Source organism: Dokdonia sp. R86516 (assembly GCF_044596715.1).
Classification (GTDB): Bacteria; Bacteroidota; Bacteroidia; order Flavobacteriales; family Flavobacteriaceae; genus Dokdonia.
Window position 1 is genome coordinate 1253102 of the sequence record NZ_CP138998.1, and the last position, 25729, is coordinate 1278830.

Genomic DNA, 25729 nt, shown 5'->3' on the forward strand with positions numbered 1-25729 from the left:
ATGTCACTTAATAAGCTCCTCTTTACTAGAATAGATAACAGCACGCTCATTGTGTTTCGTGTTTTTTTTGGTTTTCTTATTACATGTGAGGCTTGGGGAGCGCTTGCTACTGGATGGGTGCGACGTATACTAGTAACACCAGAATTTACCTTTAACTTTATAGGGTTTGACTTTTTACAAACATTTCCAGGACCTGGACCACAAATGTATGCTTGGTTTGGATTGATGGGAGTTTTTGGAGTGATGGTAATGCTTGGTTTTAAATATCGTGTAGCGATAATTGGCTATGCAATTATGTGGAGTACCGTGTATTTCATGCAAAAAACCGCTTATAATAACCACTATTACCTATTAATGCTGCTGTTATGGATTATGGCAATACTCCCTGCAAACGCTGCGTTTTCTCTTGATGCACGCTTTCGCGAAAGCGTAAGAAATATAAGTATGCCACGCTGGGTGACTTTGTTTATCATTCTACAACTGTGGATTGTTTACACCTACGCGTCTATTGCCAAAATATATCCAGACTGGCTAGATGCGACGGTACCAGAAATATTAATGCGTGGTAAGAAAGATTATTGGCTCGTGGGTGGTGTGCTCCAGAAGGACTGGACACACTGGATAATTTCTTACGTAGGAATTCTTTTTGACGGATTAATTATCCCATTATTACTGTGGAAACGAACACGCACGTGGGCATTTTTTATATCTATATTCTTTCATCTTTTTAACTCTTTTGTGTTTCAGATTGGGATTTTTCCATACATGTCACTGGCTTTCACGGTATTCTTTTTTGAGCCGAAAACCATTCATAATTTATTTCTTAAACGCTGGAAACCGTTTTACGAGCGCAGCGAAGTGAATCTTTATAATGAGGAACTTACAACTGATTCATTTAGTGACTCACCTCAAACTTTAATTATTCCTAAATATAAAACAGCAATGCTCGCTGTGTTTGCAGTATATTTTATAGTTCAAATAGGCTTGCCACTGCGACAGCATTTTATACGAGACAATGTGCTGTGGTCTGAGGAAGGGCATCGTTTGAGTTGGCGTATGATGCTCCGCTCTAAAGGTGGAACGGTAACGTTTACGGTAGAAGATAAGGCAACTGGTAAGCGAACTACACTAGACCATAAAGAGTACCTCACAAAAAACCAACAACGCAACATCAGATCAAAACCAGATGTGATATGGCAATTTGCACAATACATAAAACAGCTCAAAAAGACAGAAGGGCAAGACGTAGCGGTCTACGTAAAATGTAGAATTCGCATAAACGGCCGTAAGTCACAAGAGCTTATAGATCCAGGAGTAGATCTCGCAAGTGTAGACTGGAACTGGTTTTCTCATAATCCTTGGGTGCTAGATAGTGATGGTTATCTGGATGATAAGGGGTTGTTTCCTAGTTTTGAGAGTGTTTCTGAAGGTAAAGATTCCAGATAGTTTAAAAAACATAATCTTGACTTAAGTTGATTGTAGAAACAGTGTTTATCAATTAGCAAAACATTCATTTTCTTTAGTACATTTCCTTAAATTTACCTTTTACTTTAAAAACCATTCCACTATGCTAGAAGTAGCACACATTAGAGAAAACAAAGAAGCTTTCGCGAAAGCGTTATCTAAAAGAAATATAGACGCCGCAACCTTACTTGATCAAGTAGTGGCGGCAGATGATCTTCGTCGTAGTTCGCAAGCGCAACTTGATGAAGTACTTGCAGATAGTAATAAGTTTTCCAAGGAAATAGGAATGCTTTTTAAGAGTGGAGAAGCTCAAAAAGCAAATATTCTTAAAGAGAAAACTGCAGGTTTAAAAGAGCAATCTAAAACCCTTCAAGAGCAATTAAACACTGCTTCTGAGGATTTACAAAACTTGCTTTACCAAATCCCAAACATCCCACATGACAGTGTTCCTGAGGGTAACAGTGATGAGGATAATGAAGAAATCTTTCGCAAGGGAGATATTCCTGAGTTGCATGAAGCAGCACAGCCACACTGGGAGCTTGCAAAGAAATACGATATTATTGATTTTGAACTAGGAACTAAGATTGCTGGGGCTGGTTTTCCAGTGTATAAAGGCAAGGGAGCACGTTTACAACGTGCACTTATCGCTTACTTTTTAGACAAAAATACCGAGGCTGGATATACAGAATACCAAGTGCCGCACCTTGTAAATGAGGCGTCAGGTTTTGGTACTGGCCAACTTCCAGATAAGGAAGGGCAAATGTATCATGTGACCGAAGACGATTTATATTTAATCCCTACGGCAGAGGTGCCAGTGACAAATATGTTCCGCGGTGATTTACGTAATCATAATGAGTTGCCTATTACATGTACTGGGTATACGCCATGTTTCCGTCGTGAGGCTGGATCTTATGGGGCACACGTACGCGGGTTAAACCGCTTGCACCAGTTTGATAAAGTTGAGATTGTACGTATAGAACGTCCAGAAGATAGTGCTGCGGCACTAGACGGGATGGTAGATCACGTAAAAACAATACTTGATGAGTTAGAATTACCATACAGAATCTTACGTCTTTGTGGTGGTGACCTTGGATTTACAGCACACCTTACTTATGATTTTGAATTATTTTCTACAGCGCAAGATCGTTGGTTAGAAATTAGTTCTGTGTCTAACTTCTTGACTTTTCAAGCAAATCGTTTAAAGCTTCGTTTTAAGGATGAAGATGGTCAGAACAAGCTTGCACATACACTTAATGGTAGCTCACTAGCGCTGCCACGTGTACTTGCAGGAATTCTTGAAAACTGCCAGACGCCAGAAGGAATCAAAATTCCTAAGGCGTTAATCCCTTATTGCGGGTTTGATATGATTAACTAATAACACATTAACAGTGATAAGAAACGTGTCAGAGCAATCGCTATGGCACGTTTTTCGTTATCTTTAGGATATGAAGAAAAATTGGTTTTTAATACTCATCTGTGTGTTTGGTTTTTTTGCTTTCGCGAAAGCGCAAACAGAACAACTTGCTCGCAACTATGCAGACCAAGGTGAGTTTGAAAAGGCCATCATATCTTATAAAAAGGCACTTCTTAAAAAACAAGGCAATCACGTACTAATTACTGGTCTTGTAAAAAGCTATCAACAGTTAGAAAAATACAAAGAAGCCGAAATTGCGCTTAACGAAAACCTTGCTGCTACTCGCGATAAAGGTTTTTGTTATGTAGAGATAGGATACAACCATCAGCTACAACAACGAGATTCTATCGCTCAGGATTATTATAATCAGGTACTTGCAGGTATAGAGAGCAAGACCATGAATGCATATCGTGCTGCTCGTGCATTTCAAGAGCATAACTTGCTTACAGAAGCTGTTCAGGCCTATGAGATCGCGATGGCTAATAATCCGAGAGCAAATTATAATGTCCAACTAGCCAGACTTTATGGGGAACTAGGAGAGGTGGAGAAAATGTTTAATGCCTACTTAGACCTAATTAATAAGAGTGAAAACTATCTACAAGCCGCTCAACGTAATTTTGCCCTTTATGTGAACGATGATCCGCTTAATGAGGCTAATATTATTTTTAGAAAGACCTTATTAAAGAGATTACAAACAGAACAAAACGTGCTTTATAATGAGTTGCTTAGTTGGCTCTTTATACAGCAAAAGGATTATAGAAAGGCATTTGCACAAGAAAAAGCGATTTATCGTCGTACAGAAGGAAGACATGAAGGAATTGTAAATCTAGCTGAAATTGCAATAGAAGAAAATGCTATTGAAGATGCGACAGAGATACTAGAGTTTTTAAGAGATAACGTAGTTGCAAGTAGTGTTAAACTCTATGCAGAACAACAATTATTACAACTAGCGGTAAAAAAAGCTCAAACTGTAGAAGAGAAAGCACTTGTTAAAACACGCTTTGAAGCCTTGCTAGATCAATATATTAAGAAGGAATATACCGTGCCTTTGCAAATAGACTATGCACATTTTCTTGCATTTAACATGGAGCAGCCAGATGAGGCTATTGCTTATCTTAAAAAGGGGATAAAAATCCCTCGTGATAGATTTGACCACGCTCGGCTTAAGATGGAGCTAGCAGATATTTTGGTGCGTACAGAAAAGTTTAATCAGGCGCTCATTTACTATTCTCAAATTCAGAACGAGATCCAGAATAATGTAATCTCCCAGGAAGCTAGATTTAAGGTGGCAAAGACCAGTTATTATAAAGCAGATTTTGACTGGGCAGAGTCGCAGCTCAATGTCTTGAAGGCTGGTGCAACACAACTTATTGCAAATGATGCACTAGAGCTATTACTTGTTATTAGAGATAACTCAATGGATGATAGCTTACAGACGGCACTTAAAAAATATGCTACGGCAGATTTGCTAGCCTTTCAAAATAAGTCTGAAGAGGCTATCGCATTATACGATGATATTTTGGAGAAGCACAAGGGAGAAAAGATAGAGGACGAGGCATTGCTTTCTCAAGCTAAATTGTATGAAAATAAAGAAGCTTTCGCGAAAGCAGAAAAAAACTACCTCACAATCATTGAGTATTACAGCGATGGCGTACTAGCAGATGATGCATATTATCGCCTAGCAAGATTATACGAAGGACCGCTCAATCAGCCAGAAAAGGCAAAAAATAATTACGAGCGCATCATTTTTGACCTTGCAGACAGTATCTATTATGTAGAGGCACAGAAGCGATTTAGGAATTTGAGAGGAGATGCAATAAATTGACATGGCAAAGAAGAAAAAAATAGACTGGCTCAACCATTTTTTGGAATTTATTGTGGTTGTCATTGGTATTTTGCTTGCTTTTCAGCTCAATACGTGTTCTCAAGCAAAGAAAGAGGGGGAGCTTGTTGATAGACACATTGAGAGTATAATTGATGAAACTGTTTACAATCAGAATAACGTAAAGAGGAGTTTAAAGTCTTCTAATGCTATGCTAGCGCTAGTAGATACTCTAGCTGTAGTTGTAAATGATAAACAACGCCTTAAAGGTGAGTACTGGCTAAGTTTTAAGTTACTTGCGGCAGATTATCTTTATATTAAAAAGAATGCTTACAATACACTTATGGCTACTGGCGACGTTAGATTTATAGAAAATCCAGTACTTCAAAATGATATTGTAGGTATTTATGAATATTATGGCTGGGCAGAGGGAGTAGATGAACAGAGCCGGAGTACAATGACAGAGTATTATTATCCTTATCTGATAGATTATTCAAATATGACTTCGGATACACTGGAAAATCCAGCTCCCTATGAGACTCAGAAATTTAAGAATATTCTAGCTTCATATGGATACGCTTTAAGAGAACGAATTAAAAAACAAGAGGATCTTGATAATGTAATTCAAGAATTTTTAGAAAAATATAAAAAGAACTAATGCTTATATATAACGTTACCATAAACATAGAAGAATCTGTAGAAAAAGAATGGCTTACCTGGATGCAAGAAGTACACATACCAGAAGTGATTGCTACGGGTAAATTTGTAAAAGCACTTATGACTAGAGTGCGTACAGAAGAAGAAATGGGCGGAGTCACATACTCTGTACAATATGGGTGCCCGAGCCAGCAGCACCTTGATGCCTACTACGAGCAAGACGCAGATAGATTAAGGCTCGCGAGTAATAAATTTGCGGGTAAATTTGTCGCTTTTAGAACAGAGCTCGAGGTAATCTCGCAGCACTAGTTTTCAGGCAAGGAAATACAAGTAACACTTACTCACTAGCCCCACTACGATGTCAAAACAACAAAAGAAGAGAAAATTTGAAAAGCCGCACGCAAACCGGGGTCATCGCGATCAAGGGGTGAAGGCAAAAAAGCACTTGGGGCAACACTTCTTAGGTGATGAGTCTGTGGCAAGAGATATTGGGGACACGCTCACATTAGAAGGGTATAATCACATCTTAGAGATAGGGCCTGGTACTGGAGTACTTACTAAGTATATTCTAGCAAAACCAGCGCAACTCACGGTGATGGATCTAGATACCGAGTCTATTGAGTATTTAAGAAGTTCGTTTACGCTAGAGCATAAGCTCAATGATGAGAAGTTTACCGTACTAGAAGCCGATTTTTTAAAGTACGATCTAGACACTATTTACCCTGGAGAGCCACTAGCAATTACGGGAAACTTTCCATATAATATTAGTACCCAAATAGTTTTTAAAACTATTGAGCATAAAGAGCGCATCCCAGAGTTTACGGGAATGTTTCAAAAAGAAGTTGCCGCTCGTATTTGTGCAGATCACGGGAGCAAGACCTACGGTATTTTATCTGTACTGGCACAAGCATTTTATGATGCAGAATACTTATTTACGGTGCCTCCCACTGTTTTTATTCCGCCACCTAAAGTAGATAGTGGAGTTTTACGCTTAAAGCGAAAAGAAAACTTTAAAGACATAGGTTGCACAGAAGAGATGTTATTTAAGGTCGTGAAAATGGCATTTCAGCAGCGCCGAAAGACGTTGAGAAACAGTCTTAAGGGTATGGGGTTAAGTGACCGCTTTCGCGAAAGCGAAATTCTCAATAAACGCCCAGAGCAAATCTCTGTACAAGGCTTTATAGAACTTACAGCAGCAATCACAAAAGATATACAAGAGCAGTAAAATCTCTAGGCATTGTAATTACTCTGCGCAAGGGGTTTTCCTATATTTGTACTACTAGTAAAAACAAACCTATGCAATTTCAACTCACAAGCAATCTCATAGACCAGATACAAGCACACGTAGCTGTTCAAGATGAGGTAGCCCTCAAAGAATTGCTTACAGATCTTCACCACGCAGATATTGCAGAGATCCTTGATGAGGTAGATGCAGATGAGGCTGCCTACCTAGTACTTCTCTTAGATAGTGAGCAAACTTCTGAGGCTCTTATGGAGCTAGATGAAGATGTGCGAGAAAAACTTCTAGAAAACCTAACTCCTGCCGAAATTGCAGATGAGGTAGAAGAAATGGATACCGATGATGCGGTAGATATGATAGGTGAGCTAGATGATGATATACAGCTAGCAGTTATAAACCAGATAGAAGACGAAGAGCATAAGGCAGACATACGTGAGATGCTGCAATATGACGAGAATAGTGCTGGTGGTCTTATGGCAAAAGAGCTTATTAAGGTAAAAGAAACCTGGACAGTGGCAGGGTGTGTGCGTGAGATGCGTCGCCAGGCAGAAGAGGTGACTCGAGTGCACTCTATCTACGTGGTTACAAAAGAGAATGAACTCATAGGGAGACTATCGCTCAAAGACCTTCTTACCTCAGATACGAGAACAAAAATATCTGAAATCTATATACCTAAAGTAGACTCTGTAAATGTAAATGACCCAGCAGAAGATGTTGCAAAGGTGATGCAAAAGTATGACTTAGAGGCTATACCCGTTGTAGATGATAAGCGTGTGCTGCAAGGACGCATTACAATAGATGATATTGTAGATTTTATAAAAGAAGAGGCCGAAAAAGATTACCAGATGGCAGCGGGTATCTCTCAAGATGTAGAGGCAGATGATAGCATACTACAGCTTACTCGTGCGAGATTACCTTGGCTATTTTTAGGATTACTAGGTGGTGTAGGAGCTGCGGCTATTATGGGCGGTTTTGAAGAGGTGTTAAATGATCACGTTATTCTTTTACTATTTACACCGCTTATTGCTGCAATGGCTGGAAATGTAGGGGTACAATCTAGTGCGATTATTGTACAAGGTCTTGCAAATGATGATGTAAAAGGAAGCATAGGTAACAGATTAATTAAGGAAATGCTGCTCGCAATGCTTAACGGTGCTGCGCTGGCCATTGTATTGTTCTTTTACGTATGGATATCAGAAAGTGCGGTAGACTATGCGACGTCTATATCAATTTCGCTATTTGTTGTAATCATTGTTGCCGGGATTATAGGTACGTTTATTCCGTTGTTTTTACATAAAAGAGGCATTGATCCTGCGATTGCAACTGGGCCGTTTATTACTACAAGTAATGATATATTTGGGATACTTATTTACCTCTATATCGCAAAAATTATACTAGGTATTTGAGCCAGAAAAGCTATGAATATCACCTCACCGTACCAGCATCTGCTATAGATGTGCTCAATCACGTAAACAATGTCGTGTACTTAGACTGGGTGCAAATTGCTGCATCAAAACATTGGAACCACGTAACGAGAGACTATTTTAAAGACGAAGACCCAGCCGAAGAGCGACTAGGCATCAATAAAATGGCGTGGGTGGTGATGGATCACCATATAAAGTATCACGGCCAGGCATTTAAAGATGATGAGATTGTCGTAACAACTACGGTGGTTCAAATCTCTGGTGCAACCTCGCAGAGAAACACCACCATAAAACGCAAGGGAGAAGAAAAAGTACTGGTGAGTGCAGTTACAAACTGGTGCTTGCTCAAAATGCCCCAAGGACGACCTATGCGAGTACCGGTGGAGGTATCCCAATTATTTGCGTAGTATAAAGAGGTCCTTATGTGTATCTTTATATCATAAGAAACGCATATGAAACCCATTAATATTCACGAGAAATTAGGCAAATTTGATAAGCAATGGCATCCACACCAGATTGCTACGGTAGATGATATGCAAGTACTTCTAGCAAAGGTTTCGGGTGAGTTTGTATGGCACAGTCATAAGGATGAAGACGAGTTGTTTTTTGTGCAAAAAGGGGTGTTAGAAATGCGCTTTCGCGAAAGCGGAAACCCAGAAAAAGAGTGGTCTGAAACGGTACATCAAGGTGAAATCATAGTTGTACCTAAAGGCGTAGAACATTGCCCAACTACCAAAGATGGAGAAGAGGTACACCTACTGCTTTTTGAAAAATTAAGTACGGCTCACACGGGAGAAGTAACAGACGCCAAAACTCAAACAGATTATCCTAAAATTTAAAAGAGAAATATGAATAAGAACAAGATAGCAGGAATTATTGTTATGGCCATCGCGGGGATATTATTATACGCATTTGATGACACATCTGGAGGCATAGGCTTTGTAACTGGTGCAATGATGGCAATAGGATTAGGTCTCTTTTTAGGTGTGATTCCCGTGAGAAAAAATAAAACTAAGTAATGAAAATACTCCACCTAGATAATAACCACCCGCTACTGGTAAAGCAACTTGAAGAAACAGGACATACTAATGTTGAAAATGTTACTATCTCAAAAGAAGGGACAGAGGCGATTATCGCAGATTATGAGGGTATTGTAATACGCAGTCGTTTTAAAATAGATAAGCAGTTTATAGATGCTGCTCCTCACCTTAAGTTTATTGCTCGCGTAGGCGCAGGCCTAGAGAGTATAGATATCCCTTATGCTGAGAGTAAGGGCATTTATCTTATCAGTGCGCCAGAGGGTAACCGCAATGCCGTAGGGGAGCAATCACTAGGGATGCTGCTCAGTCTTTTTAATAATTTAAATAGAGCAGATGCCCAGGTAAAAGCCGGTCACTGGAACCGTGAGCCTAATCGGGGTGTTGAGCTAGAAGGAAAAACCGTGGGGATCATAGGCTATGGTAATATGGGGAAAGCCTTTGCTAGAAAATTACAGGGTTTTGACTGTAAAGTGCTTTGTTATGATATAAAAAATGAGGTAGGTGATAGCTATGCTACGCAGGTGTCATTAAGCCAATTTCAAGAAGAGGTAGATGTTGTGAGTTTACACACGCCTTGGACTCCACAAACAGATAAAATGGTAGATGCTGCTTTTATAAATGCTTTTACAAAACCATTTTATCTCATAAATACCGCAAGAGGGAAGTCTGTTGTGACAAAGGATCTTGTAGCAGCTATGAAAGCAAAAAAAGTACTAGGAGCTGGACTAGATGTACTTGAGTATGAAAAATTATCTTTTGAGAATTTATTTACCACAGACGGAAATTCAAACCTGCCAGAACCCTTACAATATCTTATTGAGCAAGATAATGTACTCCTCACGCCACACATTGCAGGGTGGACGGTTGAGAGTAAAATAAAGCTAGCGCAAACCATAGTAGATAAGATACTGCAGCGTTTTTCTTAAATTGATGTTTTAAAAGATAAGTATATGAGTTTAGTGATAAAGAAATTTGGTGCGATTGCATTTTTTTTAGGTCTCCTAGGATTTACGCTCGCACTGTATTTAGGTAAGAGCTTAGATTACGGTACGCAAGAACTCGTAGGTTGGGGAGTTATGGGTATGACGGCAGCGATGGTGTACTTTGGAGTGGCTTACCAGCGTGACACGGTTAATGCGGGTAAAATCTCTTTTGGTAGCGCTTTAAAAACGGGAATTATTATTGCTGCTTTAGGCGGTCTTGGTATTGCGCTTGCAGATATAGTGTATACCTTATTTGTAAATCCATCTTTTTTTCTTGAATACAATGATTATGCAATGGAGCTTGCCGTGGAGTCCAAAAACCCGGTAGCTATCTCTCAGCTTGAGGCTCAAAGAGAGATGTATAGTCAATATAGCGGCACAGAGATGTCGTTTATTGCTGGACTTATGATGTTTGTAATGACGTTTATACTTGGTTTTGTCGTTAGTCTTATCGCAGCATTTATTCTCAAGAAAGAGTAAGTCACTTAAATATATAGCGTTATGAAAAGAGTTACTGGAATAGGAGGAATGTTCTTTAAAAGTGAAGATCCAGATGCACAAAAGGAGTGGTATAAAAACCACTTAGGGATTCCCACAGATCAATATGGCTGGACATTTTGGTGGCGAGATGAGAACGGAAAGAAGTGCTCTACTCAATGGAGCCCTATGAATGCGGATACAGAATACTTTTCTCCCAGCAAGAAACAGTTTATGTTTAATTTTAGGGTAGATAATCTCGTAGCGTTGCTTAAAGTACTTAAGGAAGAAGGTGTCACTATAGTAGGAGAAGTAGAGGAATATAGCTATGGTAAATTTGGCTGGATACTAGATCCCGAAGGAAATAAAATAGAATTATGGGAACCTATTGATAGCGAGTTTTTAAAGGAGGAATAGCGTAGTGGTGTTTCATTCTTTTTTGTAGTTTTAGAACTAATTAACCAACAACCAACCAGATGAGTTTAGAAGACGAAAAGATCCCAGGTGATAAACCAGGTAATGATGCAAAAAACATGGCAGACGACGCAAAGAAAGCTGCAAGTGATTTTGCAAACGACGCAAAAGATGCTGCCAATGAATTTGGCAATAGTGCAAAAGAAGAATGGAATAAAGTGACTAACGGTACTGATAACAAAAAAATGCTCGCTGGGCTTCTAGGCATCTTTCTTGGAGCATTTGGAGTACATAAATTTATCTTAGGATACCAGAAAGAGGGTATCATAATGCTTGTGCTAAGTGTTGTGGGGATAGTACTTTCTTGTGTTGGCATAGGTGTTCTTTTATTCTGGGCTGTAGGTCTAGTAGGACTTATAGAGGGGATTATTTACCTTACAAAATCTGACGAAGAATTTTATAATACATACCAAGTAGGAAGAAAACCTTGGTTCTAGAATATTAAAAGCCCGGTTAGTCTGGGCTTTTTTGTTAAATATTGTATCGTAATATAGCGATATTACATTTTATATATATCTTTAAGGTATAAATAACGCAATATTATGGGAGTTACAAAAAGGCATATACATTCTATGAGGGCAAATCAGATTGCAGATCTGGCAAAGATTCTCTCTAACCCAGCACGTGTGGCTATCATTGAATATATAGGTGATTGTGATGGCTGCCTGTGTCAAGATATTTCTGAAAAAATAAGGCTATCGCAACCCACTACTTCACAACACCTACAAGTAATTAAAAGGGCAGGAGTTTTAAAAAGTCAGTTTAAAGGTAAAGCTCAGTACTACAGCATAGATGCCCGTAAATGGGAGCAATTGCAAGGATTGTTTTACGATTTCTTTGAGCATACCAAATCAAAAATGTCTGAGAAGTAATGAGTACATCCCTATTAAAAAAAGCCTACGATAGTTCACTCTTTAAAAAAGAAGGAACAGATCTAGTTAATCAGATATCTCAATATCTGTCTGACACTACCTCTGGAAAGTCTGAGAAAGTCATCACATGGACAACGCCAGAAGATGAGTATCATTTTTGGAAAGAGTACATTTCAGATACTCATACAACCTCAGATTTTTTTAAAACAGTTATCGCAAGATCGATACACACGCATCATCCTAAATATATAGGTCACCAAGTGGCACCCACGGTGCCTGTATCTGCGCTAGCCACACTACTAAGCGCACAGCTTAATAATGGGATGGCGGTATATGAGATGGGCGCAGCATCTACGGCACTGGAGCGATTAATAATCGAGCAGTTTGCAAAAGTAATTGGCTTTGAAAATGGCGACGGATTTCTAACTTCTGGGGGAACGCTTGCAAACCTTACGGCATTACTCGCTGCTCGTAGAGTGATGGCTGAAGGTGATGTTTGGAATGAAGGACACAGCAGTAAATTAGCTATTATGGTATCTGAGGAGGCGCATTATTGCGTAGATCGAGCCGCTAGAATTATGGGTCTTGGGAGTGACGGTATTATTAAGGTACCTGTAGATGATACTTACAAAATGCGCACAGAGCTGCTAGATTCGTATTATGATTCGGTTGTGGAAAAGGGTTATGAAGTGATTGCTATTGTGGGTAGCGCACCTAGTACAAGTACTGGGGTGTATGATAATCTTGAAGAGATTTACGCTTTCGCGAAAGCAAGAAAAATATGGTTTCACATAGACGCAGCGCATGGTGGAGCAGCTATTTTTTCTCCCAAGTATAAGCATCTCTTAAATGGAGCAGAAAAAGCTGATTCTATAATTATAGACGGTCACAAAATGATGGGTACAAGTGCGCTGGCAACTGCGGTCGTATTTAAGGAAAGTACGGCGAGCTATGCTACGTTTGAGCAAAAAGCACAATATCTCTGGGAAAAGAACGAAGATGCAGACTGGTTTAACCTAGCCAAAAGGACTTTTGAGTGCACGAAAAGTATGATGAGCTTGCGCTTTTATGCTATTATAAATGCATATGGAGTTCAGTTTTTTGATGATTTTGTTACCACGCTTTATGATGCGGGAAAGGAGTTTGGTGACTTAGTGAAGCAGCAAGAAGATTTTGAAGTAGCCCTAGATCCTGTCTCAAATATTGTGTGTTTTAGATATAAAGCGAGCACTGGTGATATTAATCTTGTCAACCAGAGTATACGTAAAGCACTACTAGAAGATGGAGAGTTTTATATTGTGGGAACCTCTTTGCGTGGAGAATTCTATTTAAGAACCACATTTATGAATCCGTTTACTACTACGAAAAATACAGAACGATTATTTGCCGTTATAAGAGAAATTGCACATAGTATTGCTTAAATTATTATTGTATCATTTTGATTCCAATTTGTTTAGAGGTTTATAGTCATATTTATTTCTATGTAATCTTATAAAACAGTTAAGGTTTGCTTTTAAATCGATGATTTAAAATAAAATTACCTACTTTAGTTGACTAACGCCTATAAAATACAATTGTAAATCAGGGCGTTATGACAATTTTTTGAATGAAAATCTCTAGCTCCCCTACTTCATTACTTTCATCATTTGATGAGAGTCCGTCATTATTATTACAAGAGGCTGCATCTATTGGTATGTGGGAATATAACGTATGCGAGAGTAAGTTATACTGGAGCGTAGGAACTAAAAACATACACGGGGTACCCTTAGAATATGAGCCTACCGTGGCAGAAGGTGTTTGCTTTTACAAAGAGGGAAATCATCGAGAAAAATTACAACGGGACTTTAATAATGCAATTATTCATGGAAAAAAATTTGATGGGCATTATATAATTATTACCGCATCTAGTGAAGAAAAGTGGGTTAGGTCTGTAGGGGTTCCTGTTTTTGAAAAAGGAAAGTGTATTAAGTTATATGGTGTTTTCCAGGATATTGATTTCCAAAAAAAAGCACAGTTAGCGCTCAAGCAAAAAGAACAAAAGTTTAGAAAAACTTTTATTAATGCTCCTAACGGTGTTGCCTTAATTTCTATGGAGGGAGAGTGGATCCAGATTAACCCACAGATTTCTAAAATATTTGGATACACAGTAGATGAAATTAATAGATTAAGGATCAGTGAATTAAATTACCCTGGAGATATCGATATTAATGTTATTCTCAAAGAGAAATTACTGTCGGGAGATATAGAAAACTATCAAGCAGAGAGACGTTTTGTACACAAAACAGGTAAAACTGTATGGACAGTACTATCAGTGTCATTAGTAAAACCTGAGATGTCAGAGCCAGGTTATTACATATGCCAGGTTACAGATATAACATCTCTCAAAGATGCAAACCACCGTATAGAAAATCTGTTAAGTAAGACAGAAGGACAAAATGAGAAATTATTAAATTTTAAACACATTGTCTCACATAATTTGAGGTCACATACCAGTAACTTGGATATGTTATTGACATTTTTAAAGCAGGATATTCCGAGAGTAGAAGAATCCTCTGTGTTTCAAATGTTAATGAGCGCATTTGGAAATTTAGAAGAAACTATTAAGAATTTGAGCGAAGTGTCTTCTTTTGATAATGTAACTGCAGAAGATTTTGTTGAGATTAATGTAATCGAAATTATAGATAAAACACTTACAAGTCTTAATACATTATTTCACAAGGTGGGTGGCACCGTGACAGTAGATATATCTGCAGAGCTCAACGTTATGGCTATACCGGAATATTTGAGAAGTATTTTCTTAAATATTTTATCAAATACTATTACATATAGACGAGAGAATGAGTCTTTAAAGGTTACTATAAGTAGTACACAAGATGATGATTATACAATCATTCATTTTACAGATAATGGTCTTGGAATAGACTTGGATTTGCATGGTAATAAAATCTTTGGTCTTTATAAAACATTTCATAGAAATGAAAGCTCTAGAGGCTTAGGCTTATATATTGTAAAGAATCAGATTGAAGCGTTAGGAGGCTGTGTAAAAGTAGTGAGTACAGTAGGTGAAGGATCTACTTTTAAAATTTATTTAAAACGATGAAACAAATAGATATAGCATGTATTATAGATGATGATCCAATTTTTGTTTTTGGAGCGCAACGATTGATGAATATGAGTAACTTTTGTAAAGGATTTCTCATTTTTCATGACGGGCAGCAAGCGCTTAATCATTTAGGGCCAGTATTAAGAGGAACAGTAGAGTCTGCTATCCCAGATGTTATTCTATTAGACATTAATATGCCTATACTTGATGGATGGCAATTTCTTGATGCCATTATAAGTATTAACGTGATTAAGAAAATCACAATCTTTGTTGTTACTAGTTCCATTGATCCCCGAGATAAGGAAAAGGCTGCCTCATACAAGAATGTCAAGAACTTTGTAGTAAAACCTATTACTCAAGATAAACTTGACGATTTAAAAAAGCAGATGGAACTGTAGTTTTACGCTTTCGCGAAAGCGTTATATCTTCATAAAATACCGATTAGGTATTGGGCTTGAGTGTAATTTATATATTAAGATGTAAGTTTTTAATTATTTAAACGTCAGACTTATAATATGAAAGAAAAACCTGATTTCTCAAACCTAAAAGCGCTGTATATAAATTGCACGCTCAAAAAAACACCCCACATGAGCCATACTAAGGCTCTCATGGATGTCTCTATAGACATTATGAGGTCAGAGGGTGTTACTGTAGAATATTTAAGATTTGTAAATCATGACGTAGCTTATGGCGTATATCATGACATGACAGAACACGGAGAAGAAACAGATGAGTGGCCAGCAATCTTTAAAAAGATAGAAGAGGCAGACATTCTTGTTATAGGAACCCCTATCTGGCTTGGTGAGAAGTCTTCTGTTGCGACAAAGCTTATAGAACGCTTGTACGGAGAAAGTGGTAACCGTAATGAAAAAGGGCAATACTATTTTTATGGAAAAGCAGGTGGTTGCATCATCACTGGTAATGAGGACGGTATCAAGCATGTAGCCATGAGTACACTGTATTCATTACAACATATAGGCTATAGTATCCCGCCACAAGCAGATTGTGGATGGATAGGGGAGGCTGGTCCTGGTGCTAGTTATAATGATGAGGAGAGTGGAGCAAAAAACAACGACTTTACAAATCGTAATACCACCTTTATGACATACAACTTATTGCATCTTGCAAGTATGCTTAAAGCACAGGGAGGATATCCAGCTTATGGAAACTCACGTGGGGACTGGGATGATGGTACTCGCTGGAACTTTGAAAATCCAGAATACAGATAGTATAAGATTTATAAAGAAAGAGGAGTAAATGTTTTTTACTCCTCTTCTGTATTACGCTGATTATACTTTTTTTCGAGCTCTGCTTGAAACTCTTCCATCACAGGTTTTACGGTGCTCTCTGGTAGATCTGCAATGCGGATATACATAAGGCCATCAATGGCATTATTAAATAAAGGGTCTACATTAAAAGCAATAACTTTTGCATTTTGCTTAATGTACTTTTTTATGAGAACAGGAAGACGTAGTGATCCTGGTTCTATTTCTTCAATGAGCTTGTCAAACTTATTTAGATCGGCTTTACTTTCATCAAAAACAAACTCCTTATCGGCATCTTTGAGCTTTACTTTCCATTCCTTTTTAGGACGTATGTATTGTGCAATATAAGGGTCGTAGTAATGAGATTTCATAAATTCAATCATCATCGACTTTGAGAAGTTTGAAAATTGATTTGAAATACTCACTCCACCTATAAGGTATTTATGCTCTGGAAAACGCAATGTGGTATGGACGATACCTTTCCATAAAAGAAAAAGTGGCATAGGTTTTTGTTGATACTCCTTTATGATAAATGCGCGCCCCATTTCAATGCTTTCACTCATCATCTTGTGTAACTCTGGTTCAAAACGAAAAAGATCTTGAAGATAAAACCCATCTATACCATGTTCTTCATAAATCTTTGACCCCAGTCCCATTCTGTAAGCTCCAGCAAGTGCATTTGCTTCATTATCCCATAAAAACATATGGTAATAATATCTGTCAAATTTATCTAGATCTATAGCTTCATTTGTTCCCTCTCCTATGGCTCTAAAGGTGATTTCTCTAAGTCTTCCTATTTCTCTTAAAATGCTAGGCATCTCTTGAGCAGGAGCTAGATATACTTCATAGTTTTTACTAGTGAGCAGGCGACGGTCATTTTTGCGCAAGCGTAAAATTTCATCTTCTATAAGATCGCTACTCATTTCTGTAACAATCTTTTTAGGCTCTTTTGGTGTTTTTAGTTTTTGAGGGATATCTTTTAAAATATTCTTTTTCTCAAAAGAATTTGCCAGCATATAGGTTTTCTTGCGTAAAAACTCTGTAAAGTCTGCAAGGGATTCGTGTTCTTTTTGTGCTGTGACTTTTATAGGATTTCCTATACGCACCTTTATCACCCTATTTTTTTGTGTGAGTAGTTCGCTAGGGAGCTTAGCCGTTCTAAGTGTATCACTTAGCTTTGATAATTGATAAAAGAGTCTACTGTTTTTTGCGTGAAAATAAATAGGTACAACAGGCACTTCTGCCTTTTTAACCAGTTTCATAGCTGCTTCCTCCCACGGTTTGTCTATAATGAGTTTATCGTCCTTGTATGTAGAGACTTCTCCAGCAGGAAAAATTCCGAGTGGGTGGCCCTCTCTAAGGTGTGATATTGCACTTTTAAAGCCAGCAATACTTGACTTTACATCTTTCTTATTTTCAAAAGGATTTACTGGCATTACATAGGGCTTGAGTGGCTCTATGCGGTGTAGTAAAAAGTTTGCTATAATTTTAAAATCTGGACGTTGCTCAAGCATTAATTTGAGCAATAATATTCCATCTATACCTCCTAGTGGGTGATTTGATATCGTTACATAAGCACCATCTTTAGGTAGTCTTTTTAGATCTTCTTCTGGTATTTCAAACTTGATATTAAATTCATCAAGCAAGGCATTAAGAAATTCAAGATCTCCTAGGTGTTTATTGCGGTCGTAAATTTTATTGAGAGAAGATATTTTAAGAATCTTCATTAATGACCACCCAGCAAAAGTGCCTATAAAGCCAAATTTATCGACATTTATAGCGCGTGCAACTTCTTTTGCGGTAACTAGACCCATATATTATAGTGGTTATTTAAGTAGGCAAATATAACAAATAGGGTTTGCTATAATTACATTTTGTTAACCTAGAGACCGTATACTTCTAGTTTTGTGTCACAAGTTGCACAGTGTTTTGAGTAACTTGCTTGAGAAGCACTGTTTTATCCTTTTCAAATTTCTTAAGTGTATCTTGTGTGAAGTGTTTTATGGTATATAATGAAACGGCTTTGGTAATGCTTAGTTTAAATTTACCTTTAAGCTGTTTTGTGAGTCCCTCTAGGCCGTTAAATTTGTTATCCACACATACAGAAAAGCTTATTGCAGAGTTTTGTATGAGGTCTACTTTAAGTTTATATGTAGATAATAACTGGAATACCTCCGCAATATTATCTTCTACCATAAATGAGAAGTCGAGAGAAGATAGTGATATAAGTACTTGATTTTTCTTTACAATATAACAGGGCACTTCAGGTACTAGTGCTGTTACTGCGCTTACTTTTGTGCCTGAGTCTTTTGGGTTTAAAAAGGACTTTACATAGAGAGGTATTTCCTTGCGTTGTAGTGGTTGTAAAGTTTTAGGATGAATAACAGAAGCTCCATAAAATGCAAGTTCTATCGCTTCTTCATATGGAATTTCATGAAGTAAGACAGTGTTATTAAAAACTCGAGGATCGCCATTTAAAACCCCAGGTACATCTTTCCAGATAGTTAGATTTTCTGCATTAAGACAGTATGCAAATATGCCACCTGTGTAATCAGATCCTTCTCTGCCTAATGTGGTTGTAAAGTTGTTACTATCTGATGCTATAAAGCCTTGCGTGACAGAGAGGCCCTTTAAATTCACATTGTTCTTTATAGCAACTTGTGTTGCTTTCCAGTCTACACGTCCATCGCGATAGCTACTGTCAGTTTTTATTAGGCGTCGCGCATCCAGCCAGGTGTTTGTGAGTCCTTGTTTGTTAAGGTAAGCACTTATTATAGTTGTAGATATAAGCTCGCCGTAACACACTATTTGATCATAAACAAAATCATATTTTGGCGATTTGTTCCATGCAAGAAAGCCTTTTAGTTCTGAAAAAAGTTCTTTTATTTTCTCAAAGACAACATCACCTTTTTCAAAAAGATTATTTGTAATCTTCATATGATAAGCTACCGTGTGCTCAATATGTTCAGGGAGACTACTTTTGTCCTCAAAGTAAGCGGTAACAATAGCTTCCATTGCGTTAGTCGTTTTACCCATAGCAGAGACTATGATAAGCTTTTCTCCAGCACCCATAGTTTGTAGCACGGTTGCAACATTCTTTACGCCATCTGCATCTTTTACAGATGCTCCTCCAAATTTAAAAACCTGCATATCGGTAATCTTGCTGTTGTAAGTAAGTAGCTCTTTTTAAGAGAAAATTTTAATAAAAATGATAATGTGTTGTTGTGTGGACTTAGTTACGCTTTCGCGAAAGCGTGTACCTCACAACAGTATCAAGAATTATTAAGCATTAATTTTTTTAATATAATCCTGAAGACGTTGTTCGTCCATTTGAACAAGATGCCAATCTTTTAAAAATTTTGCATTACTCTTTTTGTAGAATTCAATGGCGCTAGTGTTCCAGTCTAAAACCACCCACTCTACACGTTTTACACCGCTCTCAGCACCATATATCATTACTTTGTCATAGAGTTTTTGTCCTACTCCTTTGCCGCGTAAAGATTCCTTAACTACTAGATCTTCTAAGTGTAATGATTTTCCATCCCAAGTAGAAAAGCGGAAGTAACATAAGGCCATACCTACGACTTCTGTTTCTGTTTTTGCTACAAAGCAAGTAAAAAGAGGATGCTCACCAAAACCATTTTCCAGAAGTGTTTTTTCTGTGATTTTTACCGCTTCTGGCTCTTTTTCATAAACTGCTAGTTCATTTATGAGGCCTAATACAGCGGGCATATCTTCTGGGGTTGCTTTTTGAATCGAGATGTTCATAAATAGGGTTGTTTTTGTCTAAGCAGCGCTAAGGTAATTAATTACATTAACTATTCTTAAACGAAAACGTTGTAGTAATTTAAGATTAAAAGTTACTTTTGCACAAAATCAAAAAACACGTATTGTGTCAAGAAAAAACCAAACATTAGGAGAGTTTATTATTGAAAATCAAGCTGAGTTCCAGTATTCTTCTGGAGAACTTTCTAGATTGATTAACTCTATTCGCCTTGCGGCCAAAGTTGTAAACCACGAAGTAAACAAGGCAGGCCTTGTAGATATTGTGGGTGCCGCTGGGGAGACAAACATCCAAGGTGAAGACCAGCAAAAGCTGGATGTTATGGCAAATGACACCTTTATACGTACACTCACTAACCGTAATATTCTTTGTGGTATTGCGAGTGAAGAAAATGACGATTTTATTTCAATACATGGTCAAAACGAGGATAATAATAATAAGTACGTGTTGCTTATGGATCCTCTAGATGGCTCTTCTAATATTGATGTGAACGTTTCTGTAGGGACAATTTTTTCAATCTATAGACGTGTGACTCCCGCAGGAACCCCTGTGACTATGGAAGACTTTTTACAAAAAGGTAGAGAGCAGGTAGCAGCAGGATATATTATTTATGGAACTTCTACCATGATAGTTTATACTACGGGTCATGGTGTAAATGGATTTACGCTTAACCCTGCAATTGGAACTTTTTATCTTTCTCACCCTAACATGCAGTTTCCTGAAACAGGAAATATTTACTCTGTAAATGAAGGGAATTATGTTCATTTTCCAGAGGGAGTGAAGAGATATATAAAATACTGTCAAGAAGAGAAAGATGACCGTCCTTATACGTCTAGATACATAGGGTCGTTAGTTTCTGATATTCATAGAAATATGATTAAAGGTGGTATATATATGTACCCTAAAAGCTCAAAAGCTGCCAATGGTAAATTACGCTTGTTATATGAATGCAATCCAATGGCGTTTATAGCAGAGCAAGCAGGTGGTAAGGCCAGTGATGGTTTTACAGCTATATTAGACCTTCAACCTACAGAGCTGCATGAACGCGTTCCTTTCTTTTGTGGAAGCAAATTAATGGTCGAAAAAGCCGAAAGTTTCATGAAGGGGTCTTAATTATTGAGTTATGAAAGATTAAAACTCATAAGGCGGAGGATTTTTTTTATATTTGATTAAACAAAATTAAGGCTTCTCCTAATTATGGCTAAAAAAGACCCTACACAGAACGAACAACTTCCTGATGTTGCAAATTCTAAAATTGAGGCTATTAAGAACCTCATTTTTGGTGAAAATATTCAAGAATATAATCACGAGTTTGAGACCTTAAAGGCTGATATTACGCAAAAGCGTGAAGAGATGCTATCTTATGTAGATGATGCTCGTAAGGAGATCATGATGGCTATAGATAATCTAAGTACAGATGTAAATATTCGTATTTCTGATCTTGAACAAGCGCTTGATGATAAAACTCAAGATCTCGATAATAGAAAGGTAAATCGCGATAGTCTGGGTGATATGATTATACGCTTAGGTGAGAATATAAAGGCTTAGATCAACTCTGAAAATTTTTAATGACAACTGATGAACGTCTTGAAATTTTAAAAGAGCTTTTACTCAGAGATGAGAAAAAGCCTGAGAATGATATATACAGAAAACTTAAGGACCTAGAAGAGAGGCAACAGCATTTGTCAGATAGAGTAGGTCCTATTCTAGATGAACGCTTGTTAAGCTTTGTAAAAGAGATGCCCGAAACTCTAGGGCCCACAATTACCCAAACTTTAAAATCTGAAATCAAAAATTCTCAGGATGCGGTGGTTGAAGCATTGTACCCTATTATGGGTAAAATGATAAAAAGATATGTCCAAGCAGAGATAAAAAAGCTTAACGACTCAATAAGTGAGAAAATAGATAATGCATTTTCTTTTAGAAGTATGTTTAAGTCTAAGGGTAAGGAAAGACCTACTGCTGCGGCGTTGCTTAAAGAAGAATATAAGGCGTATATTGAACAAATACTCGTGGTCGAAAAAGGTTCTGGAATTCTTAAAGCAAGCTTTTCGAAAACCGAAACGATGGACAAGGATATGATGGCAGGTATGCTTACGGCCATAAAAAGCTTTGCAGAGGACGCTTTTGAGAGAGGAGAAATGGAATTAGAGAGGATAGACTATCAACTCTACACAATTCATCTTCAAAATTTCTCAGAATATTATATTGCCGTAATTTTGAGCGGTATTTATGATGATGAATATAAAAATAAACTTGATGATGTGTTACTTGACTTTGCTCAGTTTGTGATTAACAAAGATGATTTAAGTGACAATCAAAAATTTACAAAAAAATTAAAAGAGTATTTTACAGATGAGCGTATCTAAAAAAATAGTATTACTAGGACATTTCGGTGTTGGTAAGTCTTCACTACTTCGCAGGTTTGTTGAGAATAATTTCTCAGATAACTATGTAGTGACTATTGGTGTGCATATAATGAAGAAGGAAGTAACTATCAACTCTGACAAAGTCACATTGATTATATGGGACGTTGAAGGAACAGACGATTTTACAAAATACAGGCCATCATACTTAATGGGAGCTTCAAGCTTTATTTATGTATTTGATGCTTCAAGAGCAGTAACATATGGTGATTTAAAGTATAATTTAAGTCATTTAAAAGAAAAGTACCCCCAAGTGCCTGTGCACATTATCGGAAATAAAGTAGACTTAGTCGATAAGGATGAAATCATCGAGGCTCTAAAGACTCAAGATGTTCAACATAGCTATCTTTCCAGTGCAAAGACCGGAGAAAATGTTGAACAGCTGTTTAGTGATGTAGCAGCACAATTGCTTAAAAATGCTTGATAACCTTAGACAGGATTTTTTTAATAAAACCACACAATTACTTATTGTAAATAGAGCACTGAAGGTAGTAGACTCTGATCAAAACTTGTTTTCTATAAGTAAAAACTCTGATATAACAGAGTTTCATCCATTCTTCTACTCACTCATGACCGTGTTTGAGGATACAAAGAAGGAACATACTTTCTTTTGTGTTCAAGTAGAAGTGCTAGGCAGACTTTATTTTTTAGACATAAAGACAATTTTAAGAGATGATGATACGCTAGTCGTAATTCTAAACGACCTTACAGATCACTATAAAACAGTGCACCAGATTAAACAGGTGCGTAATGAGTCTATTATAGGTTTTAATATCACGCAAGAGCTCAATCAAGAGTTAGAAATACAGCGTAGTTTTAAAAATAAGTTTCTTGCAAACGTAAGTCATGAAATCCGAACTCCTCTCAATAGTATTGTAGGTTTTCTTTCTGTATTAGAAAATACGGATATCACGAGGGAGCAACTTGATATACTCAATATAGTAAAAGATTCATCTAAGAATCTAGTAACTATTTTAGATGACCTGATGGATATATCTAAGATTGAAGCAGGTAAATTAGAAATTAAAAAGAGACGCTTTGATTTTAAGGAATTTATAGAAGTCTTAGGTAAAACGTATCAACTTAGAGCAGATGAGAAGAGACTTTCTTTTGAGTTTGAAATGAGTTCAAAGATTCCGCGTTTTTTAGTGGGAGATCATCTTAGAATCAATCAGATTCTTGTAAACTTATTAGAAAATGCATTAAAATATACGCATCAAGGTAATATAAAATTCTGTGTAAAAACAGATTCTCAAAACGCCAGAAGAATACCCGTTACCTTTGAGGTGACAGACACGGGTATAGGTATACCTAAGGAAAAGATAGATAGTATTTTTGATAGCTTTACTCAGCTTGAAAAAAGAGGGCTCTTTGGAGGTTCTGGATTAGGGCTAAGTATTGTAAAACAACTTACACACTTATTAGATAGTGATCTTGAAGTGAGTAGTGTGGAGGGTGAAGGTTCTACCTTTAGTTTTACGGTTTATATGGGAGTTTCCCATAATCAGAAAAGAGAAAAGAAAGAAAAGGCTAAAAAGGCAAAGAATAAAAAAACTGCCGGTAAAAAGCCCCGCATTTTATTAGGAGAAGATGTAGAGGTAAATCAACTTTTAATGTTACGTCTTTTTGTAGATCATGGTGCTTATAGTATAGATATTGCAAAAGACGGTGAGCGTGTGCTAGAGTTTCTAGATAGACACACCTATGATCTCGTAATACTAGATCTTACTATGCCCGTAATGGATGGTCTTGATACCGCAGTACAAATACGAAGTCATTCTAATAATAAAATAAGTAAACTACCTATTATAGCGCTTACTGCTAGAACGGCTCAAGAAGAGCAAGATGCGGCAAAGGAAGCAGGTATGAATGCTTACTTAACAAAACCCATAGATGCAGAACTTCTTTTTGAAACTATAGAAAGACTCTTAACGCGTTACAAAAGAAAAAGCAAAGAAGTCGTAGTCGCTTCTTCAGAAGAGGAGGAAGAGTAGAATCTTCTCTTCTTAGAGAACAACAAAAAAGGGGAAGATCTTATAAAGATTTTCCCCTTTTTACTTTTATAATAGTGCTGCAATCTAGCGGCTCATATTTTTGATTTCATCTTGAAAAGTGTCAATATCTGCACCTTCTCTTACAAGAGTAAGTGCTTTATGTGCAACATAAGGTGCATTACTTGTAGCAAAACCTAAACCTATAGAAAGTCTAATCAAAAGAGGTTCTTCTTCCTCAAAATCATGATCAATGTGAATCATACGTGTAAGATCGTATAAACGCTCTAACCTTCTGTCATAAGTAGTAGGAGGGTTAATAGGGTGAGACATGTAGTCTCCTAAAATAATTTCATAATCCTCTGCAGATATAGAAAGGTTACGAGCAAGCCTGTCTAAAAAAGCTTTTTCTTTGTCTGAAATTACACCATCGTCCATTGCCACTCTCACAATAGATGCAAAGTGATCTTCGTTTCTCTTGCGGAACCCGCTATCATATAAATCTGAAAAAGACATATTTCTTAATTTAAAGTAAGCATCAAAGATAGCTATTTAATCAAGATTTTTAATTTGTACATTTGATAAAACCCCTAATTTTTTTAGATGGATTCATTCTTATTTTATTTTAAAGAAGGCCTCTTCCACGTACTAGATTGGAACGCCTATGATCACATACTTTTTTTAGTAGTACTCACAGTGCCGTACTTGTTTTCTAACTGGAAAAAACTATTGACATTAGTAACCATTTTCACACTGGGTCATACCTTATCGCTGGCACTATCGGCTTACGGAGTTGTTAGACTTAATTCATCATTAGTAGAGGTTCTTATACCTATAACAATTTTAATTACTGCTCTATATAATATTTTTACAGCTGGTAAAAAGAATCGCAATCAGAAGATAGGTATTCACCTTTTTGCAGCGCTATTTTTCGGATTAATTCACGGGCTAGGGTTTTCTACATATTTTAAAATGATGACAGCAAGCTCAGAAAGTAAGCTGCTACCATTAATAGAATATACTTTAGGTATTGAAGCAGCACAATTAATCATTGTATTTGTAGTGCTTATCATAAGTTTTGTGGGCCAGGCAATTTTTAGATTTTCACTTAGGGATTGGGTAATGGTTATTTCATCCATAGTGATTGGAGTCGCCATACCTGTATTTCAAACAGCACTTTCTAGCATTAATTTTTAATAATTATTTTACATGCTTTTAGAAGTGCGTAAATAAGTTATATATTATAATTTTTTTCACGCTTTCGCGAAAGCGTAAATACATACATCACCTTAA

Annotated in this window: 29 protein-coding genes; 25 read left to right on the top strand and 4 right to left on the bottom strand. The window is 37.1% G+C overall.

Annotation, left to right across the window (positions count from 1 at the left end; translation table 11 throughout):
- From SJY23_RS05780 to SJY23_RS05870, 19 genes are all read left to right on the top strand, one after another.
- Entirely contained in the window at positions 1-1446 is a 1446-nt protein-coding gene (locus tag SJY23_RS05780) for an HTTM domain-containing protein (protein WP_396597796.1), read from the top strand.
- Positions 1447-1567: 121 nt separating this feature from the next.
- Positions 1568-2839 (top strand): serine--tRNA ligase, encoded by a 1272-nt coding sequence (serS, locus tag SJY23_RS05785; RefSeq protein WP_396597797.1) that lies wholly within the window; start codon positions 1568-1570, stop codon positions 2837-2839.
- A 70-nt stretch (positions 2840-2909) separates the two neighbouring features.
- Complete coding sequence (locus tag SJY23_RS05790; RefSeq protein ID WP_396597798.1) at positions 2910-4703, top strand: tetratricopeptide repeat protein; 1794 nt, start codon at positions 2910-2912, stop codon at positions 4701-4703.
- 1 nt (position 4704) lies between these two features.
- Positions 4705-5358 carry a hypothetical protein gene (locus SJY23_RS05795; RefSeq protein WP_298349335.1) on the top strand — a complete coding sequence of 218 codons (654 nt, stop codon included), beginning with the start codon at positions 4705-4707 and terminating at the stop codon, positions 5356-5358.
- Positions 5358-5666: a DUF4286 family protein gene (locus SJY23_RS05800; RefSeq protein WP_396597799.1), complete on the top strand. Its 309-nt coding sequence runs from the start codon at positions 5358-5360 to the stop codon at positions 5664-5666. Before SJY23_RS05795 ends, SJY23_RS05800 begins: the two co-directional genes overlap by 1 nt.
- Before the next feature lie 49 nt (positions 5667-5715).
- Positions 5716-6582 (top strand): 16S rRNA (adenine(1518)-N(6)/adenine(1519)-N(6))-dimethyltransferase RsmA, encoded by an 867-nt coding sequence (rsmA, locus tag SJY23_RS05805; RefSeq protein WP_396597800.1) that lies wholly within the window; start codon positions 5716-5718, stop codon positions 6580-6582.
- 71 nt (positions 6583-6653) lie between these two features.
- On the top strand, positions 6654-8003 hold the full coding sequence (mgtE, locus tag SJY23_RS05810) for a magnesium transporter (RefSeq protein WP_396597801.1): 1350 nt from the start codon (positions 6654-6656) through the stop codon (positions 8001-8003).
- Positions 8000-8428, top strand: a complete 429-nt coding sequence (locus SJY23_RS05815; protein WP_396597802.1) for an acyl-CoA thioesterase — start codon at positions 8000-8002, stop codon at positions 8426-8428. The genes mgtE and SJY23_RS05815 overlap by 4 nt, the downstream gene beginning before the upstream one ends.
- 45 nt (positions 8429-8473) lie before the next feature.
- Positions 8474-8860, top strand: a complete 387-nt coding sequence (locus tag SJY23_RS05820) for a cupin domain-containing protein (RefSeq protein ID WP_396597803.1) — start codon at positions 8474-8476, stop codon at positions 8858-8860.
- A gap of 9 nt (positions 8861-8869) precedes the next feature.
- Positions 8870-9040: a hypothetical protein gene (locus SJY23_RS05825; RefSeq protein WP_396597804.1), complete on the top strand. Its 171-nt coding sequence runs from the start codon at positions 8870-8872 to the stop codon at positions 9038-9040.
- Positions 9040-9987 (top strand): 2-hydroxyacid dehydrogenase, encoded by a 948-nt coding sequence (locus SJY23_RS05830; RefSeq protein WP_396597805.1) that lies wholly within the window; start codon positions 9040-9042, stop codon positions 9985-9987. Before SJY23_RS05825 ends, SJY23_RS05830 begins: the two co-directional genes overlap by 1 nt.
- A 24-nt stretch (positions 9988-10011) precedes the next feature.
- The gene (locus SJY23_RS05835) at positions 10012-10524 is read left to right on the top strand and encodes a DUF4199 domain-containing protein (RefSeq protein WP_035334897.1); all 513 of its coding nucleotides are present in this window, start codon (positions 10012-10014) and stop codon (positions 10522-10524) included.
- Positions 10525-10545: 21 nt separating this feature from the next.
- The gene (locus SJY23_RS05840; protein WP_396597806.1) at positions 10546-10938 is read left to right on the top strand and encodes a VOC family protein; all 393 of its coding nucleotides are present in this window, start codon (positions 10546-10548) and stop codon (positions 10936-10938) included.
- Between the two features lie 59 nt (positions 10939-10997).
- A complete protein-coding gene (locus SJY23_RS05845; RefSeq protein ID WP_396597807.1) occupies positions 10998-11432 on the top strand; it encodes an NINE protein in 435 nt (144 codons plus the stop codon).
- A 105-nt stretch (positions 11433-11537) separates the two neighbouring features.
- Positions 11538-11867, top strand: coding sequence for a helix-turn-helix transcriptional regulator (locus tag SJY23_RS05850; RefSeq protein ID WP_013750470.1), 330 nt, complete (start codon positions 11538-11540; stop codon positions 11865-11867).
- Positions 11867-13288 (top strand): pyridoxal phosphate-dependent decarboxylase family protein, encoded by a 1422-nt coding sequence (locus tag SJY23_RS05855; RefSeq protein WP_396597808.1) that lies wholly within the window; start codon positions 11867-11869, stop codon positions 13286-13288. Before SJY23_RS05850 ends, SJY23_RS05855 begins: the two co-directional genes overlap by 1 nt.
- 185 nt (positions 13289-13473) lie before the next feature.
- Entirely contained in the window at positions 13474-14967 is a 1494-nt protein-coding gene (locus SJY23_RS05860; RefSeq protein WP_396597809.1) for a PAS domain S-box protein, read from the top strand.
- A complete protein-coding gene (locus tag SJY23_RS05865) occupies positions 14964-15368 on the top strand; it encodes a response regulator (RefSeq protein ID WP_035334888.1) in 405 nt (134 codons plus the stop codon). The genes SJY23_RS05860 and SJY23_RS05865 overlap by 4 nt, the downstream gene beginning before the upstream one ends.
- Positions 15369-15485: 117 nt before the next feature.
- The gene (locus SJY23_RS05870) at positions 15486-16199 is read left to right on the top strand and encodes a flavodoxin family protein (RefSeq protein WP_035334885.1); all 714 of its coding nucleotides are present in this window, start codon (positions 15486-15488) and stop codon (positions 16197-16199) included.
- A gap of 35 nt (positions 16200-16234) precedes the next feature.
- Here the strand turns inward: SJY23_RS05870 and SJY23_RS05875 are convergent, their stop codons facing one another.
- The 3 genes from SJY23_RS05875 to SJY23_RS05885 form a co-directional block, all read right to left on the bottom strand.
- On the bottom strand, positions 16235-18049 hold the full coding sequence (locus SJY23_RS05875) for a GNAT family N-acyltransferase (protein ID WP_396597810.1): 1815 nt from the start codon (positions 18047-18049) through the stop codon (positions 16235-16237).
- A gap of 85 nt (positions 18050-18134) precedes the next feature.
- Entirely contained in the window at positions 18135-19385 is a 1251-nt protein-coding gene (locus SJY23_RS05880; protein WP_396597811.1) for an aspartate kinase, read from the bottom strand.
- A gap of 132 nt (positions 19386-19517) precedes the next feature.
- Complete coding sequence (locus tag SJY23_RS05885; protein WP_396597812.1) at positions 19518-20003, bottom strand: GNAT family N-acetyltransferase; 486 nt, start codon at positions 20001-20003, stop codon at positions 19518-19520.
- Between the two features lie 124 nt (positions 20004-20127).
- Between SJY23_RS05885 and fbp the strand changes: the two genes are divergently transcribed.
- The 5 genes from fbp to SJY23_RS05910 all read left to right on the top strand — a co-directional run bounded on the left by fbp (position 20128) and on the right by SJY23_RS05910 (position 24439).
- The gene (fbp, locus tag SJY23_RS05890; RefSeq protein WP_035334876.1) at positions 20128-21132 is read left to right on the top strand and encodes a class 1 fructose-bisphosphatase; all 1005 of its coding nucleotides are present in this window, start codon (positions 20128-20130) and stop codon (positions 21130-21132) included.
- A gap of 84 nt (positions 21133-21216) precedes the next feature.
- Positions 21217-21567, top strand: coding sequence for a fructose 1,6-bisphosphatase (locus SJY23_RS05895; RefSeq protein ID WP_396597813.1), 351 nt, complete (start codon positions 21217-21219; stop codon positions 21565-21567).
- Positions 21568-21587: 20 nt separating this feature from the next.
- Positions 21588-22388 (top strand): hypothetical protein, encoded by an 801-nt coding sequence (locus tag SJY23_RS05900; protein WP_035334872.1) that lies wholly within the window; start codon positions 21588-21590, stop codon positions 22386-22388.
- Entirely contained in the window at positions 22375-22869 is a 495-nt protein-coding gene (locus SJY23_RS05905; RefSeq protein WP_396597814.1) for a Rab family GTPase, read from the top strand. The genes SJY23_RS05900 and SJY23_RS05905 overlap by 14 nt, the downstream gene beginning before the upstream one ends.
- Positions 22862-24439: an ATP-binding protein gene (locus tag SJY23_RS05910; RefSeq protein WP_396597815.1), complete on the top strand. Its 1578-nt coding sequence runs from the start codon at positions 22862-22864 to the stop codon at positions 24437-24439. The genes SJY23_RS05905 and SJY23_RS05910 overlap by 8 nt, the downstream gene beginning before the upstream one ends.
- Positions 24440-24523: 84 nt before the next feature.
- Here the strand turns inward: SJY23_RS05910 and SJY23_RS05915 are convergent, their stop codons facing one another.
- A complete protein-coding gene (locus SJY23_RS05915) occupies positions 24524-24952 on the bottom strand; it encodes a TerB family tellurite resistance protein (protein ID WP_396597816.1) in 429 nt (142 codons plus the stop codon).
- An 87-nt stretch (positions 24953-25039) separates the two neighbouring features.
- On the opposite strand from SJY23_RS05915, the gene SJY23_RS05920 reads away from it, so the two are divergent.
- Positions 25040-25633, top strand: a complete 594-nt coding sequence (locus tag SJY23_RS05920) for a HupE/UreJ family protein (protein ID WP_396597817.1) — start codon at positions 25040-25042, stop codon at positions 25631-25633.
- Positions 25634-25729 lie beyond the last annotated feature (96 nt).

Bases quoted from the DNA above. Each gene is read 5' to 3' on its own strand.
- SJY23_RS05855 (WP_396597808.1), top strand. From the start codon at position 11,867: ATGAGTACATCCCTATTAAAAAAAGCCTACGATAGTTCACTCTTTAAA.
- SJY23_RS05865 (WP_035334888.1), top strand. From the start codon at position 14,964: ATGAAACAAATAGATATAGCATGTATTATAGATGATGATCCAATTTTT.
- SJY23_RS05840 (WP_396597806.1), top strand. From the start codon at position 10,546: ATGAAAAGAGTTACTGGAATAGGAGGAATGTTCTTTAAAAGTGAAGAT.
- SJY23_RS05830 (WP_396597805.1), top strand. From the start codon at position 9,040: ATGAAAATACTCCACCTAGATAATAACCACCCGCTACTGGTAAAGCAA.
- SJY23_RS05910 (WP_396597815.1), top strand. From the start codon at position 22,862: ATGCTTGATAACCTTAGACAGGATTTTTTTAATAAAACCACACAATTA.
- SJY23_RS05900 (WP_035334872.1), top strand. From the start codon at position 21,588: ATGACAACTGATGAACGTCTTGAAATTTTAAAAGAGCTTTTACTCAGA.
- serS (WP_396597797.1), top strand. From the start codon at position 1,568: ATGCTAGAAGTAGCACACATTAGAGAAAACAAAGAAGCTTTCGCGAAA.
- SJY23_RS05850 (WP_013750470.1), top strand. From the start codon at position 11,538: ATGGGAGTTACAAAAAGGCATATACATTCTATGAGGGCAAATCAGATT.
- SJY23_RS05790 (WP_396597798.1), top strand. From the start codon at position 2,910: ATGAAGAAAAATTGGTTTTTAATACTCATCTGTGTGTTTGGTTTTTTT.
- SJY23_RS05825 (WP_396597804.1), top strand. From the start codon at position 8,870: ATGAATAAGAACAAGATAGCAGGAATTATTGTTATGGCCATCGCGGGG.
- SJY23_RS05795 (WP_298349335.1), top strand. From the start codon at position 4,705: ATGGCAAAGAAGAAAAAAATAGACTGGCTCAACCATTTTTTGGAATTT.
- SJY23_RS05915 (WP_396597816.1), bottom strand. From the start codon at position 24,952: ATGTCTTTTTCAGATTTATATGATAGCGGGTTCCGCAAGAGAAACGAA.
- SJY23_RS05820 (WP_396597803.1), top strand. From the start codon at position 8,474: ATGAAACCCATTAATATTCACGAGAAATTAGGCAAATTTGATAAGCAA.
- SJY23_RS05920 (WP_396597817.1), top strand. From the start codon at position 25,040: ATGGATTCATTCTTATTTTATTTTAAAGAAGGCCTCTTCCACGTACTA.
- SJY23_RS05880 (WP_396597811.1), bottom strand. From the start codon at position 19,385: ATGCAGGTTTTTAAATTTGGAGGAGCATCTGTAAAAGATGCAGATGGC.
- SJY23_RS05885 (WP_396597812.1), bottom strand. From the start codon at position 20,003: ATGAACATCTCGATTCAAAAAGCAACCCCAGAAGATATGCCCGCTGTA.
- SJY23_RS05800 (WP_396597799.1), top strand. From the start codon at position 5,358: ATGCTTATATATAACGTTACCATAAACATAGAAGAATCTGTAGAAAAA.
- mgtE (WP_396597801.1), top strand. From the start codon at position 6,654: ATGCAATTTCAACTCACAAGCAATCTCATAGACCAGATACAAGCACAC.
- SJY23_RS05875 (WP_396597810.1), bottom strand. From the start codon at position 18,049: ATGGGTCTAGTTACCGCAAAAGAAGTTGCACGCGCTATAAATGTCGAT.
- rsmA (WP_396597800.1), top strand. From the start codon at position 5,716: ATGTCAAAACAACAAAAGAAGAGAAAATTTGAAAAGCCGCACGCAAAC.
- SJY23_RS05845 (WP_396597807.1), top strand. From the start codon at position 10,998: ATGAGTTTAGAAGACGAAAAGATCCCAGGTGATAAACCAGGTAATGAT.
- SJY23_RS05870 (WP_035334885.1), top strand. From the start codon at position 15,486: ATGAAAGAAAAACCTGATTTCTCAAACCTAAAAGCGCTGTATATAAAT.
- SJY23_RS05780 (WP_396597796.1), top strand. From the start codon at position 1: ATGTCACTTAATAAGCTCCTCTTTACTAGAATAGATAACAGCACGCTC.
- SJY23_RS05895 (WP_396597813.1), top strand. From the start codon at position 21,217: ATGGCTAAAAAAGACCCTACACAGAACGAACAACTTCCTGATGTTGCA.
- SJY23_RS05835 (WP_035334897.1), top strand. From the start codon at position 10,012: ATGAGTTTAGTGATAAAGAAATTTGGTGCGATTGCATTTTTTTTAGGT.
- SJY23_RS05905 (WP_396597814.1), top strand. From the start codon at position 22,375: ATGAGCGTATCTAAAAAAATAGTATTACTAGGACATTTCGGTGTTGGT.
- SJY23_RS05860 (WP_396597809.1), top strand. From the start codon at position 13,474: ATGAAAATCTCTAGCTCCCCTACTTCATTACTTTCATCATTTGATGAG.